Raw genomic sequence first — 14,459 nt, forward strand, 5'->3', positions numbered from 1 at the left:
TTGCGAAAACATGAACTGTATGCCGCAGCGGCTTCGATTCTGACATTTGTACTTTTGTGTCGTGTGTTCTCCGGTACGCCGGAAAACGCCGGCCCACTTGCTTGGTTGAGTCCGGGTGCGGCCGTGAATGGCATCTCATTTGCGTTGGCCTTTGCGGCAGGCATGCCACCTAAAGTGGCCATGACCCTCGCCATTGTTTTGATGATTGCATTGCCCTACGGCGTTTACCGCCTGACACGATTTTTGCTGGCGCGCCGGATAGCGAAAGGTTGAGTGATGAATTGGTTTGTTCTGGTGGTGGCTGGCTTGTTTGAAGTGGTTTGGGCTGTGGGGCTTAAACACACGGAAGGCTTTACGAAACTTTGGCCATCCGTGATGACCTTGCTTGCGATGGGCATCAGCTTCTACCTGCTCAGCACGGCATTACGCACTTTGCCGATTGGTACGGCCTACGCAGTTTGGGTGGGCATCGGTGCCGTTGGCACCGCCATCGCCGGTATCGTGTTGTTCAATGAACCTGCGACGTTTCTGAAGGTGATGAGTTTGTGTCTCGTGGTGGGCGGCATTATTGGTCTCAAACTCTCCAGTTCAACTTAAGTCCACTCAGGGAAGCCGTTATGAATGTACTGGCCGTCGTACTGGTTGCATTGGTTGCTTTGATTCACATCTACATCTTGGTGCTGGAGATGTTTTTGTGGACGCGCCCGGCGGGGCGTCGCGCGTTTGGCACCACTGACGCCTTTGCTGCGCAATCGAAGGTGCTAGCCGCGAACCAGGGCCTTTACAACGGCTTTTTGGCCGCGGGACTGCTGCTTGGCTTGGCATTGGGCAGCGAAGGGCGGGTTTTCAAGATTTTCTTTCTGAACTGCGTCATCGTGGCCGGACTCTACGGGGGTCTGACCGCTTCGCGCAAAATCCTGTTTATTCAGGCACTTCCGGCGGTATTGGCCTTGATTTGCGTGCTCTTCAGCCCCGGGTAATGGCTTATTTTGGCGTTCACGATAGACTTGTATGAACGACCGTGCGCCTTGTTTTCAGTGGCTCGCACGGGATAGCGCAAAGACTCTCGGAGAACGCAGTTGAAACTTCCATCCATCATCATTACCCAGCAGGACGCTGACCGCCTCGAAGCGCTTTTGGAGCGCTTGTCGGAGCAAAATTTTCCCGGCAAGGAGCAACTTGAGGCGGAGCTGGACCGTGCAACGATCGTGAGCCCGCGTGATGTGCCGGGCGACATCGTCACGATGAATTCAAAAGTATTGTTCCGGACCGGCGAAGGCAAGGAGTTTTCCTTGAAGCTGGTCTATCCGAAAGATTCGGATGGTTCGCCGGAAAACATTTCCATCTTGGCACCGGTGGGCAGTGCGCTGCTCGGCCTTAAAGAGGGCGACACGATCTCTTGGCCGATCAATGGCGGCGCCATGCAGGTGCAAGTGATCAAGGTGACAGAGCAACCCGAGCGCGACGGTAACTTCGCACTCTAATCGTCAAACGCGCCATAAATCGCATGGCGCGCCTTCTGTTTCCACCTATTGAACCCGCTGATTGGAATTGATCAGCGGGTTTATTGTTGTGCGCGGGCAGTAGCGCGTTGGCGCTTCACGCTGTACATGGCTGCATCTGCGCGCGCGATCAATGCTTCAGGCTCACTGTCGTCTGCCTTCGCAAACACCAGCCCGATGCTTGGGCCGGCGTAATTGATCACTTCAGTGCCGAGTTTGAACTGCCCTTTTGTTGCAGCGTCGAGACGCGCCAGTAGCGCGGCATGGCTTTCTGCGTCATCTGATTCGGTATTGCCGACAACGACAAACTCATCGCCGCCCAAGCGTGCCGTGAAATCATCACCGCGATGGCAGTGTGCCAATGCATTGGCGATGGCGACGAGAAATTGGTCACCGATATCGTGTCCGTGGGTGTCATTGATTTGCTTGAAGCCGTCGAGATCAATGAAGGCGAGCCAGACGTAATCGCCCAATCGATCGCGTCGATGCAGACGGCGCACGATGGCATCCACCAATGCGCGTCGATTGGGCAGACCGGTCACCGCGTCTGTCAACGAATGGTGTGCGAGTTGTGTATTCGCTTCCTGTAACGCACGCATGAGCCGTTCGCGTTCGATCTGCTGGCCGATGAGGTGCGAGAACATCTGTAGTACGCGCTCTGCACCTTCACGCAACGGCTTGCGTTCGTCGCTGGCTGCACACAAAGTCCCTTGTAGCGCACCATCGGATGTCCGGATCGGTGTACTGGCGTAGGTCGCAATGCCCAATGCTTTCGCCGCTTCCGAGTCATCCCAGCAATTGGCGACATCATCGGTGTAGGCGCGGCCTTCATCCAGCGCGCGCTTGCACAAGGTGTCCTGCCACGGCACGGTAATGCCCTCAGGAATTTGCAATCGACGCGAATTGCGCGCGTAGACCACGTGCTGCACGCCTGCCGCTTCGTCGATGGTGGTCATATAGGTGGAATCGAGGCCGGTGACGACTTCGAGCAAATCCAACAAAGGTCGCACCAACTCTTCTAGAGATTTGGCTTCGACAATTGTGTCAACGAAGGTGGCGAAGAAAGTGTGTTCAGTGGCTTTCTGCATGATGTTTTCATCATAGCCAAGCGATGTCTTCTCAAGGTAGAGATGCGCCTAGAATAGGCCGTACTTTGTTCAGATTGACGCGCTTTGATCAAGCTTGACCCTCAATGGCACTATGCGGAATCCCCGGGTCGTCAGCACTATTTGCTGAAGGCGAAGCTGGGTCGTCACGTGATTGGGCGCGCGCATGGCTGGTATGCCGCGCAGGATCGCTTTGTGATTGAGAAAATCGAAATCGATCGAGCGCATCGATCGCAAGGTCATGGCAAGACCATGATTGCTGCGTTGCTTGCATACGCGCGCTCACAACAGTGCGAACAGTTGGCATTCACCGGTGTGATGCGAAAGAACGAAGGGGCGATACGCTTGTATCGCACATTGGGTGCCGAGGCCGGACCCTATTCAAACGAGCGTTGCGATTTCGTATTGCGTTTGGCTTAAGGCCTGTCGCATACGGCATGACGCATCCCTTCTCCACGGCGTGGAGAAGGGATGGCCTTTGACTTACTTCTTGGCCGGTGTTTCGACCATTTGCTTGCGCGGGAAGCGCTTGTTCATCATTGCCGCGTTGTAGGCAAACGAAGCCACGATGGCCGATGCTTGCTTCAAGTCGGGTTCGGAGATGTGGTCTTGCACGTCCAGATGCGTGTGGTGCACGTGACTGAAATAGTCGAGACCGTCTTGTACGAACTGGAAGCCCGGCAGACCGACTTGGTCGTAAGACATGTGGTCCGTGCTGCCCGTGTTGCGCTGGGTGACGACCGTCGCGTCCATGTCATGGAACGGCTTCAACCACTCTTGGAAGATCGGAGCGGCTGCAAGGTTTTCTTGCGCATACACGCCACGAATCTTGCCGCTGCCGTTATCAAGGTTGAAGTACACCGAGAACTTGTCGTAGTCCGCTTTGCGCATGAGCTTGCCCTTGTCGGTACGCAAGAAGCTCGGCAGCGCCTTTTGTGCCGGATCGGTCGGCTCAGAACGTTTGGCGAAATGTTCGGCGACGTAAGCTTGCGAACCAATCAGGCCTTGTTCCTCGCCGGTCCAAAGACCAACGCGGATCGTGCGGTTCGGCTTGGCGCCGACGGCCTTCAAGATACGCATGGCTTCCATCATCACGGCCACACCTGCACCGTTGTCAGCTGCACCCGAACCTGTGTGCCAGGAGTCCATGTGTGCGCCGATCATCACGATTTCATCGCGGTTCGGGCCGGTGCCCGGGATCTCTGCAATCGTGTTGAAGCCCGGCTTGTTGGTGTCGTCGGTGAAGCGCGCATCGGAACGCACACGCATCGTGACTTTGCCGTTGTCATCCAAGGCGCGCATGACGGTGTTGTAGTGCTCAGCAATCATCACAAATGCAGGCACGCCAACAGACTCACCTGCACGGCGCGAGCCGCCGCCCATCACGCGGACAATGCCGTCGTTCCAGCTGCTGATCGACACGGTTGCAGCCACACCTTCATCGATCAGGTACTTGTTCAAGAGCGGGCCGAATTCCATACGGTCACGGAAGCGCTTCATCATGACTTCAGGCGATTCAGCATTGGCCGGACGCGTGGTCGGCACCGGTGAAGACACGATTTCTTCCAACGATGCTTTGTCATGACGTTGGAAGTCAGACTTTTCATTCGGCTTGTACGGACGGAGGTCGTCCAAGAACACAATCTTGCCGCGCAGCTTGCCCTTGAACTTTTCAAGGTCAGCCTTCGTCGCAAGTTTGGCAATCACAGCGTCGCCTTCGACTTCGCCGTTTGTACCCGGAGTCCAAGCCTTCGGCAGTGCATGCAGCGGCATGGCGCGTGGCACCAACATTTCAACGTGTGCGTCGGTGTAGACCCAACCGCGACCGAAATCGTCGACGGCTTCATCGTGCACATTCGACAGACCCCACTCAGTGAACTTCTGGCGTGTCCAAGCGTTCGCTGCAAACATCGACGGCGAGTTGGTCAAACGCGGACCGATCACATCGGTGAGGTGGTTCAAGGTTTTCAGGACTTCCGAACGCTGCATGGCTTCCGCGCGGATGCGGCCGGTCATATCCATATCAACGGATTGCGCGTGCGCTATCCCGAAGCCCGCGATACTTGCGGCGATCGCAAGCGCTTTAACTGCGTGTTTCATAGCAACCCCAAGGTACATAGACATTTGAGTCTAGGTGACCGCCCTACTCGGCGGGGGTGCCTAAGGTCATGGTTTTTGAGACGATTTTCCAAATGTGCAGCCGATCACGTTTGCGATTTCGGCAGGCATTTCCATATGCAAATGGTGGGTGCCTTCAAAAAGGTGCAGTGTGCCCTGTTTGAGTTGTGCGACGTAGCGCTGTCTGACGTCATCTGGCAGGTAGGGCTGCGCGGGCTGGGCGAAGACCACTTGTGTCGGACAGGCGATGTGCGTGAGCACGTCTTCGATTTGTGCATCGACCGGTCGAAGCCACGTCGGGACGGTGAGCCGTTGGTCGGTGCGCCACTGAAATCCACCGGGCACTTGTTTTAGACCGCGCTCTACGAGCAAGCGAGCGACGGGCTCGCTCAGACTGTTCGCCACCATGCGTGCTTTGATTGCGGGGGCGATGTCCGGGAAAACGCGCAGTGGTTTGTGTGCCATTGCGCGCGAGGCCGCCACGGATTCGCGCATTCTGAGCGCGGTGTTTTCTGCGACATCTGCAAGCCCGCCTAAGGCTTCAATGCATACCAGTGATTGAACGCGCTCCGGCGCACTTGCAGCGACGAGGCTTGCGATGCCCGCGCCCATGGAATGGCCGAGCAAATGGAATTCGTTCCAACCCAATGCATCGGCCATATCCAGCACATGCAATACGGCCAGCTCAAACGTGTAGGCAATGCCGGGCGGCAAATGTGTACTGCTGCCATGACCTGGCAGATCCACGGCGACCAATTCGATGTCTTGCAAGTACGGCGCCATCGGTACAAAGCTTGCGGCGTTATCGAGCCAGCCGTGCAATGCGAGTACTTTGGGCGCGCTTGCATGGCCTTGCCGCAAGCCTGTGATTTTCCCGACCGGAATCTCGAGTTCAAACGGTTTCATGCGTGCGCGCCTTGTGCAATTCGGACCAGCGCGTCGGCGTGTGCATCGCTCTCATTGAGGCAGGGAATGTAATTCAGACGCACACCACCGGCGTGTTTGAAAATTTCCGCATTGGTATCGGCGATCTCTTCGAGTGTTTCCAAACAGTCGACCGCAAACCCCGGGCACACCACATCCACTGTTTTGATACCTGCCCTGCCCCAGGCTTCGAGTGTTTGCACTGTGTAGGGTTCCAGCCATTTGGCTTTGCCGAAGCGCGATTGATAGGTCATCACGATGTCTTCGCGTTGAAGCCCTGCAGCTGCCGCGATGGCGTGCACACCCGCTTCGCAATGTGCGGCATACGGATCGCCTTTGCGGACCAATGCTTCTGGAATGCCGTGAAAAGAGCACATCAATTTTTCGGCGCGGCCATGCTGTGCGAAGTGTGCGGTGAGTTGTTGGGCGACGGCTTCAACCCATGCGGGGTGATCGTGATACGACTTGATGACGTTGAATGTCGCGTCTTTAAATCGCGCACGCATCGCATCAATGCGATCTTCAACGGATGCGGTCGTCGTCGTGGAGTACTGCGGATACAAGGGCAACACCGTGATCTGACGAATTCCCTCGGCGTAAAGCTTCGCGATGGCGGCATCGATGTTGTCGCGGCCGTATCGCATGGCCAGTTCAACGCGCGTGTCGGGCAGGCGTGCGGCGACTTTGTCACGCAGCGCTTCACTCAGCACTTTGAGTGGTGAGCCGCCTTGCATCCAAATGCCGGCGTATTTTTGCGCGACGGGTGCCGCACGTTTTGGCAAGATTATGTAGTTGAGAATTGGGGACCAAATGAATCGCGGAATCGCGACCACGCGTGGGTCCATCAAAAACTCGGCCAAGTAACGTTTGACCGAATCGGCATCGGCGCGTTCGGGCGTCCCGAGATTGACGAGTAGGAGGGCACTTTTCACGTGTTTTGCAGGTTCCATTCAGCGCACTAGCTTAACGCGCAGCACGGCTGACTGCTGCTTCAGGTTTACCGCTTGTGCCGCAACGCTTAGCATCAAGGTTTCGCACACATGAGATGAATCATGGACTCACGCGTCGCCACCACTGCAGTTCGTTGGTTTTTTCCGGCCTTGGTCATCGCGGGCAGCATCGCAGCCGGACCTACCGCTCAGGCGCGAGAAAAGCTCGACGAAGCTGCCCGTGCGCAACGCGCTGTGCAAGTCCTGCGTGACATCCAAGCGATTCCCGAGTCCGCCATTCCGGACAAATTGTTCGATGAGGCACGCGCGGTGGTCGTGGTACCCGACACCTTGAAGATCGGATTCATCTTCGGCGGTCGACGCGGTGAAGGCCTGATGTCGGTGCGTCGCCCGGATGGCAGTTGGTCTGCCCCTTCATTCGTCAAGCTCACCGGTGGCAGCATTGGTTTGCAAGCGGGCGTGCAATCGGCGGACATCGTCATGGTGTTCCATACGGATCGCGGCTTGGACAGCATCGTGGCGGGCAAATTCACCTTGGGCGCAGATGCGGGCGTCGCCGCGGGACCCGTGGGCCGTACCGCCTCAGCATCGACCGATGCGCAGTTGAAAGCGGAGATTTGGTCGTGGTCGCGGGCGCGCGGATTGTTCGCCGGTGTTGCCGTCGATGGCGCGGCCTTGTCGATCGATGACACCGCCAACGAACGTGTCTACGGTGAAGGCAGCACGCCTCGCATGATTTTTGAAGGCCGGACGCCGACGCGTACACCCAATGCGTTGGTGGACTTCAGCGATGCGCTTGAAGAAGCCGCTGCGGCGGCGCACGCGCGACGCTCGGATTCAGTCGCGCCGGCCGCGGCCAGCGCCACCCCGAACGTGGCACCCGCGGCGTCTGCGGCACCGCCCGCACAAGAGGTGGCTGCACCGGCAACCGCGCCTGCCGCACCGAATTCGACGATCACAACCGAAGCGCTGCCTGAAACACCGGCTAAGAAACCCTGAGTCCTTGGGGGCAATGCGGTATCCTTTGCGCTTAATTTAAAGAGGATTTGCCATGAGTCTTTGGCATTTGATTGTCTTGCTGATCATCGTTGTGCTGGTGTTCGGCACGCGCCGTCTCACCAGCGGTGCGCGCGATCTGGGCAAGGCGGTCGACGAATTCAAGAAAGGCATGAACGGCGATCAAGCGCCGAAATCTCCGTCCACCGACAAAACGGACGACACACACTCCGACGCGCCCTAATCGGCCCGTTTTCCCTGCGCGGCGACTGCCATGTTTGAGGTGGGTTTTAGCGAGATGCTGGTCATCGGCATCGTGGCCTTGATCGTGCTGGGCCCCGAGCGATTGCCGCGTGCTGCGCGCATGGTGGGTTTGTGGGTACGCCGCATGCGTGCCTATTGGTTTTCGATGCAGGCGCAGTTGGAGCAAGAACTTGCTGCCGAAGAACTGCGCAAATCACTGCGTGAGGCGCAGGACGCCGTGGAAGAGATGAAGACCACACTCAAGGCGCCGCTGACGGCACCGGATGCCGAACCCACGGATACACCTCGTGACCCAAGCTGAAGAAGAGCCCTTGTTGGGTGGCATGATCGCGCATCTGTTGGAGCTGCGTCAGCGCTTGCTGCGCGGTGTGATCGGGTTTGGCTTGGTGTTGTTGGCACTGCTGCCGATGGCCAACCACCTCTATGCCCTGATGGCGGAGCCTTTGTTGCGCGTCATGCCGAAGGGCGGACAAATCATTGCCACGCAAGTCGCTTCGCCGTTTGTGACGCCACTGAAGTTGGCGTTTTTTGTGGCGTTGATGATCTCCATGCCTTGGTTGCTTTACCAAGCATGGGCCTTTGTTGCGCCGGGCCTGTTCAAACGCGAACGTAAATTGGCGGTGCCCATGTTGGTGGCGGCCTTGGGCTTGTTCTATACCGGGTGCGCGTTCGCTTACTACTTGGTTTTACCTACGGCATTCGGTTTTCTATCGAACACCTTGCCTGCGGGCGTGGCGATGATGACCGATATTTCGGCCTATCTCGATTTTGTGTTGGTGATTTTCTTGGCATTCGGTCTCAGCTTTGAACTGCCGATTGCCTTGCTGGTGGCGGTGATGCTGGGTGCTGTGACGCCCAAGCAACTGGCCGAATGGCGCGGCTACGCCATCGTTGCCATTTTTGCTGTGGCGGCAGTGATTACACCGCCCGACGTCGTCTCGCAATTGCTGCTAGCTGTGCCGCTGTGTGCGCTGTACGAGATCGGTTTGCTCTTCGCGCGCTTACTGTACACATCGCGCGCTGCCGAACGTGCAAACAACGCGTCCTGACGCACATCACGCCGTGTTGCCCGCAGGCTTTGGTCGACGTGCCATCGCATGGTGCTTGGATGCACTCTTCGTCTTGCCCTTGGTGCTGATCGTTGTGTATACGCGCACCGATTGGCATGTGCTGTGGTCTGACTTGCAGGCACTGCAATTGCAAGTCGATGGTCGCATGATGACGGCCGCAATGAATGACGCGGACTTTCTATCGGCACTGATCAGCCTGTGGCATGACGCGTCCGTACAGGTCAGCGCGCGTCATCTTGCGACTGGATTGCTCCGTGTCGTGATTCTGTTTGCGTGCGCGTTCGCGCTCTGTAGCGGCATCTGGCATGTGTTTTGGGAGACGCGCAACAACTACGGCGCGTCACCGGGTAAGCGTTTGCTCGACTTGCAAGTCGTTACTGCTGACACGCATCAAGCCTTGCGCTTGCCTCAAGCCATTGCGCGGCATTTGGCCGGCACGCTTTCTTGGCTCAGCTTGAACGTGGGTCACCTGATGGCGGCGCTGCCACCCGAGCACACCGCCTTACATGACCGCCTCTCCGGCACGCGTGTGCTTATTCGGGCGGCGTCATCTCACAGTTGATCATCCACGGCACGCCGAACGGATCCACACACATGCCGAATCGTTTGGCCCAAAAGGTCTCCGCCAACGGCATCGTGACCTCGCCGTTTTCGCTGAGTCCGGCGAACATACGTTCCGCTTCATCGATGTCTTTGGCGTGGGCGCTCAAACTGAAGCCGCCGAACGGTTTTTGATATTCAGGCGGGCAATCCGCCGCCATCAAGATGGCGCCATCTGGAAACTGCAACGTGGCGTGCATGACGGCATCTTTGTCGCCATTGGGTGCGTCGCCTGCCATGGGGCTCTCACCCCAGGTGTGCAGAAACAACAGTTTCGCATCCAGCACTTTCTGATAGAGCTCGAATGCGGGCCGGGTTTTGCCGGGCGGAAAATTGAGATAGGCGTTCATATGAAAATTCTTGGATGGGGACGCGCTTAGAAACTGCGGCCGTCGACTTTGTTCACGGGGATGGCATCAATGTCGTAGTTCTCAAGGCATCGCGCATTGACTGCATAGACCATGCTGCCATCTTCTGTCTTGCTTTGACCAAAGGCTTGGCAACCGCAGGTTTTACAGAATCGATGGTCGATGGCGTGCTTGTTGAAGCGATACGTCGTGAGTGCGTCTTCGCCTTGTTGAAGTGTGAAAGCGCTTCCGGGCACAAACCAAAGCTTGAATCCTTTGCGCTGACAATGCGAACAATTGCATTCCAATACCGATTCAGGCGTGCCTTCCGCCTCGAACTTCACTGCACCACAGTGACAACTACCTTGAAGCGACATAGCTCCGACTCCTCATCATTGAACGTGATTAGCGCACTGGCGTTGCCATGCGGCAGTTCGAACTTTAGGCGCTCAAGTGTTAGCCACGCGCGAAATTTTCAGCACACTTAGAACGTGTTGCGGTGTTTGCCTTGCCACGCGGTGTACCAGCTGCGAATACGTGCCATGTCTGACTCGAAGTCGTCACTGAGGATGACCGTCGGCCCGATGCCGATGACCTTTTCGGGGTAGTGGAAGTACTCGAGAATGACGGGGACTTGCGCCTCGTGGGCGATCTTCCAGAATCCGGACTTCCATTTCTCGACGCGCTTGCGCGTGCCTTCCGGCGCGATGCCGAGCCAGAACGAGTCGGCATTGCGCATTTGCTCGACGGTCTGACCCACGAAACCGCCTTGCGCTTTGCGGTCGATCTCGATGACGCCAAGTGCGCGCAGAATCGGGCCCGCCGGCCAGAAAAACAACTCTTTCTTCGCGAGAATACGGATCTCCAAGCCCAGCGCGAGCTTGGCCGCGAAACCCCATATGCCATCCCAATTGGACGAGTGCGGTGCACCGATCAAAACCGCGCGCGGTACGTCGGGAAACTCGCCGACCATGCGCCAGCCGCCGAGCTTGAGCAAGGTCCGGCCAAACCATCGGGTGAAGCGATTGGGCTTCGAGCGCGGTGCATTGGGCGGCAGATTCAGAATCGTTCCGTCCGCGCTCGACGTCGGCAAGTGCGTGCCTTTTGCCGGCAAGTCATTAATCCCAATCACGTTGCGTCCTTTGCTGTTTGAGATGACTCGCCTTTTTCTTGCTGTCCAATCGACGCTCCTTGGAGGCACGTGTGGGCCGTGTTGCGACACGCGTTTTGGGGACTTCGTAGCCATGCGCGATGAATTGCATGAGGCGCTCGCGCGCGTCATCCCGATTGCGTTCTTGGGTGCGGAAGCGTTGCGCATGAATGACCAACACGCCTTCGCTGGTGATGCGACGATCACGACGCGCCAACAAGCGTGCGCGCACCGCTTCGCTCAACGACGGTGAACCCGCGACATCGAATCGCAGCTCGACGGCAGTTGCCACCTTGTTGACGTTTTGGCCACCTGCGCCCGATGCACGTACAAAACGCTCTTCGATCTCAGGTTCGATCTTCTCAATACGCATTGCGTCGAGTCTAAACGAGGGCGGCGCTACTTTGCGTCTCGAACAGCGCAAGCGCACGCGTGAATTCGCCTTCCGGCGGGATACGTACTTCGATGCGCTCGCCCGTGTGTGGGTGCGCGAAGGCAAGTGTTTCGCAGTGCAGCAACATGCGATGAATCCCTTGCATGCGGAAGTTGCGATTGTGACGGCCGTCGCCATGGCTGGTGTCACCAATCATGTGATGGAAGGCGTGTTTCAGATGGCGGCGGATTTGCCGGAAGCGACCGGTTTCGGGCATCGCACGCAACAAGGCATAGCGCGACGTCTCATGATGCGCCGAGGCAATCGCAAGTTCGCACCGTGCCAACGTTTCGAATCGGGTGATGGCCGGCTTTTTCTGCGGTTTGCCCGGACCGCCATCCAAGGGATGGTCAATCGTGAATTGATCTTCTGCCGGCCAGCCCCTGCACACCGTGAGATAGGACTTCTCGACTTCGCCGGCCATCCAAGCCTTGCCCAGTGCGGACGCCGTGTCGCGATCGAGCGCCACCAATAGCGCACCGCTGGTGGCGCGATCCAGTCGATGTACCAGAAAGATGGGGCAGCCAAGCTGCACGCGTAAGCGCTCTGCAGCGAAGTCTGTTTCGCCGCGCGCCAAGGCACTGTCGTGCACCATCAAGCCCGCGGGCTTGTTGACCACCACGAAGCGCGCATCGTGATGGACGATTTCCAAGTTCATCGACGGGGTGCGCGTCGCGGCCAAGCCGCAATGATGGCCCACACGCCACCGAGTCCTGCGATCCACACCGACACCGGTGCGCCTAGCGTGCGCGGTCCGCCGGCATCAAGGGCATAGAGCAAGGCTGCGGCAATGAGCAGACCCGTGCCGAGAATGGCGGACACCATGCGCTTTTGCATTGCATGCAAATCTCGCGACACACGCATGAGGTCATCCGACTGCATGCGAATCTCGTGTTTGCCCTCGACTTGTTGACGCAACCAAGCGTGGATCAATGTCGGCACTTCAGGCGCGTGCGTCACCAACTCAGGCAATCGCTTGGCGAACTCTTTCACCAAGCGACGCGGACTGTAGCGTTCAACCAAAATGCGTTCGAGCACGGGACGTGCCACTGCCCAGATATCGATATCCGGATCGAGTTGGCGCCCCACCCCTTCGATGTTCAACAGCGTTTTTTGCAGCAGGATCAACTGGGGCTGCAATGTGAGCTCGTAGCGTTGCGCCATCTTGAATAACTTCGCCAACACTTCGGCCAACGAGATTTGCGACAAGGGGCGTGTGAAATAAGGCTCGCAGATACCGCGCGCGGCCGCTTCCAGTTCGTCAATGCGCACATGGCCCGGCATCCAACCCGCTTCCACGTGCAACTCAGCGATACGTCGATAGTCGCGATTGAAGATCGCCATGAAGTTCTCGGCCAGGTAGTACTGGTCCTTGCTCGAGAGCTGGCCCATGATGCCGAAATCCAAGGCGATGAAACGTGGATCGCGTTTGCGCGATTCTGCTTCGTCCACCCAGATATTGCCGGCGTGTGCATCTGCGTGAAAGAAGTTGTCGCGGAACACCTGTTGATAAAACACACGCACGCCTTTTTCAGCGAGGCGTTTGCGATCGATCCCTTGCGCATCCAAGCTTGCGACGTCATCTGAGGGAATGCCGTAGACGCGTTCCATCGTCAATGCTTGATTTGCCGAATGTGTCCAGATCACATCAGGCACATAGAGGTCGGGCGAGTTCAACCAATTGCGTCGCAAAACTGCGGCATTGCCGGCTTCCCGTTGCAGATCCAATTCGGCTTGCAGTGTGGCTTCAATCTCTGCCACGACTTCGCGCGGGCGAATCTTGTCTGCATTCGGGTGAATGCGTTCAACGACACCCGCCAATGAGTGCAGCAACTCGACGTCGGCGCGGATGTGTGTGTCGATGTTGGGACGCAAGACCTTTACCACGACATCGCGTCCATCGTGCATCTTGGCCGCGTGAACCTGTGCAATGGATGCCGAGGCCAAAGGCGTCGTATCGAAATCCGCGAATGCCGTTTCGATGTCCATGCCCAAAGCGCGCTCGACGATGCGCTTGGCTTCGTTGCCATCGAAGGGCTTCACTTGCGCTTGAAGCAAGGTCAGTTCGTTGGCGATGTCTTCGGGAATCAAGTCACGGCGCGTGGAAAGAATCTGTCCGAACTTGACGAAGATCGGCCCGAGTTCTTGCAGGGCCAATCGCAATCGCACGCCACGCGGCAACTCGGTGACATCTGCTGATGCTTTGGGAACCAAGGGCCGTGCAAGCTTCAACCAAGCTTCGGCGCGCGTGTTGTCGAGCAAGACATCCAGTCGATAGCGCAATAAGGTGCGCACGATGCGCCAGGCACGCCCCACCCCGAAACTCATGCGCTACGTCCTGTGTTGAGTCGGTCGAAACGGGCTTGTAGGCGTTCCGCATCGTCGCGGATATGATCAACATCGCTATAGAAGGCGCGCAGCTCTTCCTTGCCGACCACATCACGCGATTCTTCAGTGAGAAAGTCTGCGGAGTCGCGTGCAAAACCACTCGCGACAGCGCGCGTACCGCGCAGGCCGGCCGCTAAAGCATTCGCAATTTGCACGCCCATCACGTCGCCAAACACGCGGGTGAACGGCTGCACCCAATCCGGATCAAAACGCTCAGCCATCCGCTGCAATCGACGCGCCAATTCCGCGTCACCTTCGACCCGCATCGCACCGAGCGGCGCCGCTTTGCGCCCGCGCATGAAAGGCAGTTGGCCGAGGATGCCGGCGAGTGTGCTGCGCACAGACAAATCAGCGAGATCCGCATCTTCGACCGGGCCCACGCGCAAACGCTCACCCGCCACGCTGATTTGCAGTGCAAGTGCAGGTGCATCCAACTGCAAGGCCACACAGCGGCCATCCAGCGAAGGCAAGGCAGCACGTGTTTCCGGATCGAGCGATACGGCGTGATTCAGTGCGCTTTCAAGCACTTGGCCTGCCGGCACTTTCCAGTTGGGCAAAGTGAAGGCGAAGGGCGCTGCGTTGTTTTCAAATGGATTGACCATGCGCACATT

General features: G+C 57.7%; 21 protein-coding genes. 10 read left to right on the forward strand and 11 right to left on the reverse strand.

From position 1 onward, the window contains the following. From G7069_RS03050 to rnk, 4 genes are all read left to right on the forward strand, one after another. Positions 1-273, forward strand: coding sequence for a hypothetical protein (locus tag G7069_RS03050; protein WP_166294151.1), 273 nt, complete (start codon positions 1-3; stop codon positions 271-273). Between the two features lie 3 nt (positions 274-276). Continuing rightward, complete coding sequence (gene sugE / locus G7069_RS03055) at positions 277-597, forward strand: quaternary ammonium compound efflux SMR transporter SugE (protein WP_166294153.1); 321 nt, start codon at positions 277-279, stop codon at positions 595-597. A gap of 20 nt (positions 598-617) precedes the next feature. Then, positions 618-980 carry a DUF1304 domain-containing protein gene (locus G7069_RS03060; protein ID WP_166294155.1) on the forward strand — a complete coding sequence of 121 codons (363 nt, stop codon included), beginning with the start codon at positions 618-620 and terminating at the stop codon, positions 978-980. 99 nt (positions 981-1,079) lie between these two features. After that, the gene (rnk, locus tag G7069_RS03065; protein ID WP_166294157.1) at positions 1,080-1,484 is read left to right on the forward strand and encodes a nucleoside diphosphate kinase regulator; all 405 of its coding nucleotides are present in this window, start codon (positions 1,080-1,082) and stop codon (positions 1,482-1,484) included. A gap of 80 nt (positions 1,485-1,564) precedes the next feature. Here rnk and G7069_RS03070 read toward each other — a convergent pair whose 3' ends face one another. Further along, positions 1,565-2,590, reverse strand: coding sequence for a sensor domain-containing diguanylate cyclase (locus G7069_RS03070; RefSeq protein WP_166294159.1), 1,026 nt, complete (start codon positions 2,588-2,590; stop codon positions 1,565-1,567). An 84-nt stretch (positions 2,591-2,674) separates the two neighbouring features. Between G7069_RS03070 and G7069_RS03075 the strand changes: the two genes are divergently transcribed. After that, on the forward strand, positions 2,675-3,028 hold the full coding sequence (locus G7069_RS03075) for a GNAT family N-acetyltransferase (protein WP_166294161.1): 354 nt from the start codon (positions 2,675-2,677) through the stop codon (positions 3,026-3,028). A gap of 63 nt (positions 3,029-3,091) precedes the next feature. Here G7069_RS03075 and G7069_RS03080 read toward each other — a convergent pair whose 3' ends face one another. The 3 genes from G7069_RS03080 to hemH all read right to left on the reverse strand — a co-directional run bounded on the left by G7069_RS03080 (position 3,092) and on the right by hemH (position 6,582). Beyond that, positions 3,092-4,708, reverse strand: a complete 1,617-nt coding sequence (locus G7069_RS03080; RefSeq protein ID WP_166294163.1) for a M20/M25/M40 family metallo-hydrolase — start codon at positions 4,706-4,708, stop codon at positions 3,092-3,094. A 66-nt stretch (positions 4,709-4,774) separates the two neighbouring features. Continuing rightward, on the reverse strand, positions 4,775-5,632 hold the full coding sequence (locus G7069_RS03085; RefSeq protein ID WP_166294165.1) for an alpha/beta hydrolase: 858 nt from the start codon (positions 5,630-5,632) through the stop codon (positions 4,775-4,777). Next, positions 5,629-6,582, reverse strand: coding sequence for a ferrochelatase (gene hemH / locus G7069_RS03090; protein ID WP_240912616.1), 954 nt, complete (start codon positions 6,580-6,582; stop codon positions 5,629-5,631). Before hemH ends, G7069_RS03085 begins: the two co-directional genes overlap by 4 nt. A gap of 120 nt (positions 6,583-6,702) precedes the next feature. Between hemH and G7069_RS03095 the strand changes: the two genes are divergently transcribed. The 5 genes from G7069_RS03095 to G7069_RS03115 are packed head-to-tail and all read left to right on the forward strand — an operon-like array spanning position 6,703 to position 9,492. Next, positions 6,703-7,599 (forward strand): lipid-binding SYLF domain-containing protein, encoded by an 897-nt coding sequence (locus tag G7069_RS03095; RefSeq protein WP_166294169.1) that lies wholly within the window; start codon positions 6,703-6,705, stop codon positions 7,597-7,599. A gap of 52 nt (positions 7,600-7,651) precedes the next feature. Further along, a complete protein-coding gene (gene tatA / locus G7069_RS03100) occupies positions 7,652-7,840 on the forward strand; it encodes a twin-arginine translocase TatA/TatE family subunit (protein ID WP_166294170.1) in 189 nt (62 codons plus the stop codon). Positions 7,841-7,870: 30 nt separating this feature from the next. Continuing rightward, positions 7,871-8,161, forward strand: a complete 291-nt coding sequence (tatB, locus tag G7069_RS03105; protein WP_166294172.1) for a Sec-independent protein translocase protein TatB — start codon at positions 7,871-7,873, stop codon at positions 8,159-8,161. Between the two features lie 22 nt (positions 8,162-8,183). Then, the gene (gene tatC / locus G7069_RS03110; RefSeq protein WP_166297466.1) at positions 8,184-8,909 is read left to right on the forward strand and encodes a twin-arginine translocase subunit TatC; all 726 of its coding nucleotides are present in this window, start codon (positions 8,184-8,186) and stop codon (positions 8,907-8,909) included. After that, the gene (locus G7069_RS03115) at positions 8,890-9,492 is read left to right on the forward strand and encodes an RDD family protein (protein ID WP_166294174.1); all 603 of its coding nucleotides are present in this window, start codon (positions 8,890-8,892) and stop codon (positions 9,490-9,492) included. The genes tatC and G7069_RS03115 overlap by 20 nt, the downstream gene beginning before the upstream one ends. Here the strand turns inward: G7069_RS03115 and G7069_RS03120 are convergent. The 7 genes from G7069_RS03120 to G7069_RS03150 all read right to left on the reverse strand — a co-directional run bounded on the left by G7069_RS03120 (position 9,464) and on the right by G7069_RS03150 (position 14,450). After that, positions 9,464-9,880, reverse strand: coding sequence for a VOC family protein (locus G7069_RS03120; RefSeq protein WP_166294176.1), 417 nt, complete (start codon positions 9,878-9,880; stop codon positions 9,464-9,466). The genes G7069_RS03115 and G7069_RS03120 overlap by 29 nt on opposite strands. Positions 9,881-9,906: 26 nt before the next feature. Further along, the gene (locus G7069_RS03125; protein ID WP_166294178.1) at positions 9,907-10,254 is read right to left on the reverse strand and encodes a GFA family protein; all 348 of its coding nucleotides are present in this window, start codon (positions 10,252-10,254) and stop codon (positions 9,907-9,909) included. Positions 10,255-10,361: 107 nt separating this feature from the next. Then, positions 10,362-11,009, reverse strand: coding sequence for a lysophospholipid acyltransferase family protein (locus tag G7069_RS03130; RefSeq protein ID WP_343162591.1), 648 nt, complete (start codon positions 11,007-11,009; stop codon positions 10,362-10,364). After that, positions 10,996-11,400, reverse strand: coding sequence for an alternative ribosome rescue aminoacyl-tRNA hydrolase ArfB (gene arfB / locus G7069_RS03135; RefSeq protein WP_166294180.1), 405 nt, complete (start codon positions 11,398-11,400; stop codon positions 10,996-10,998). Before arfB ends, G7069_RS03130 begins: the two co-directional genes overlap by 14 nt. Positions 11,401-11,410: 10 nt before the next feature. After that, complete coding sequence (locus tag G7069_RS03140; RefSeq protein WP_166294182.1) at positions 11,411-12,118, reverse strand: pseudouridine synthase; 708 nt, start codon at positions 12,116-12,118, stop codon at positions 11,411-11,413. Then, a complete protein-coding gene (gene ubiB / locus G7069_RS03145) occupies positions 12,115-13,788 on the reverse strand; it encodes a ubiquinone biosynthesis regulatory protein kinase UbiB (RefSeq protein ID WP_166294185.1) in 1,674 nt (557 codons plus the stop codon). Before ubiB ends, G7069_RS03140 begins: the two co-directional genes overlap by 4 nt. Beyond that, positions 13,785-14,450: an SCP2 sterol-binding domain-containing protein gene (locus tag G7069_RS03150; RefSeq protein WP_166294187.1), complete on the reverse strand. Its 666-nt coding sequence runs from the start codon at positions 14,448-14,450 to the stop codon at positions 13,785-13,787. Before G7069_RS03150 ends, ubiB begins: the two co-directional genes overlap by 4 nt. Positions 14,451-14,459: the final 9 nt, after the last annotated feature.

The sequence above is a fragment of the Lysobacter sp. HDW10 genome (assembly GCF_011300685.1).
Lineage (GTDB): Bacteria > Pseudomonadota > Gammaproteobacteria > Xanthomonadales > Xanthomonadaceae > Solilutibacter.

Coding starts and splice junctions, on each gene's coding strand:
- sugE (WP_166294153.1), top strand. CDS start 277: ATGAATTGGTTTGTTCTGGTGGTGGCTGGCTTGTTTGAAGTGGTTTGG.
- G7069_RS03060 (WP_166294155.1), top strand. CDS start 618: ATGAATGTACTGGCCGTCGTACTGGTTGCATTGGTTGCTTTGATTCAC.
- G7069_RS03070 (WP_166294159.1), bottom strand. CDS start 2,590: ATGCAGAAAGCCACTGAACACACTTTCTTCGCCACCTTCGTTGACACA.
- G7069_RS03080 (WP_166294163.1), bottom strand. CDS start 4,708: ATGAAACACGCAGTTAAAGCGCTTGCGATCGCCGCAAGTATCGCGGGC.
- G7069_RS03085 (WP_166294165.1), bottom strand. CDS start 5,632: ATGAAACCGTTTGAACTCGAGATTCCGGTCGGGAAAATCACAGGCTTG.
- G7069_RS03095 (WP_166294169.1), top strand. CDS start 6,703: ATGGACTCACGCGTCGCCACCACTGCAGTTCGTTGGTTTTTTCCGGCC.
- tatA (WP_166294170.1), top strand. CDS start 7,652: ATGAGTCTTTGGCATTTGATTGTCTTGCTGATCATCGTTGTGCTGGTG.
- tatB (WP_166294172.1), top strand. CDS start 7,871: ATGTTTGAGGTGGGTTTTAGCGAGATGCTGGTCATCGGCATCGTGGCC.
- tatC (WP_166297466.1), top strand. CDS start 8,184: ATGATCGCGCATCTGTTGGAGCTGCGTCAGCGCTTGCTGCGCGGTGTG.
- G7069_RS03120 (WP_166294176.1), bottom strand. CDS start 9,880: ATGAACGCCTATCTCAATTTTCCGCCCGGCAAAACCCGGCCCGCATTC.
- G7069_RS03125 (WP_166294178.1), bottom strand. CDS start 10,254: ATGTCGCTTCAAGGTAGTTGTCACTGTGGTGCAGTGAAGTTCGAGGCG.
- arfB (WP_166294180.1), bottom strand. CDS start 11,400: ATGCGTATTGAGAAGATCGAACCTGAGATCGAAGAGCGTTTTGTACGT.
- G7069_RS03140 (WP_166294182.1), bottom strand. CDS start 12,118: ATGAACTTGGAAATCGTCCATCACGATGCGCGCTTCGTGGTGGTCAAC.
- ubiB (WP_166294185.1), bottom strand. CDS start 13,788: ATGAGTTTCGGGGTGGGGCGTGCCTGGCGCATCGTGCGCACCTTATTG.
- G7069_RS03150 (WP_166294187.1), bottom strand. CDS start 14,450: ATGGTCAATCCATTTGAAAACAACGCAGCGCCCTTCGCCTTCACTTTG.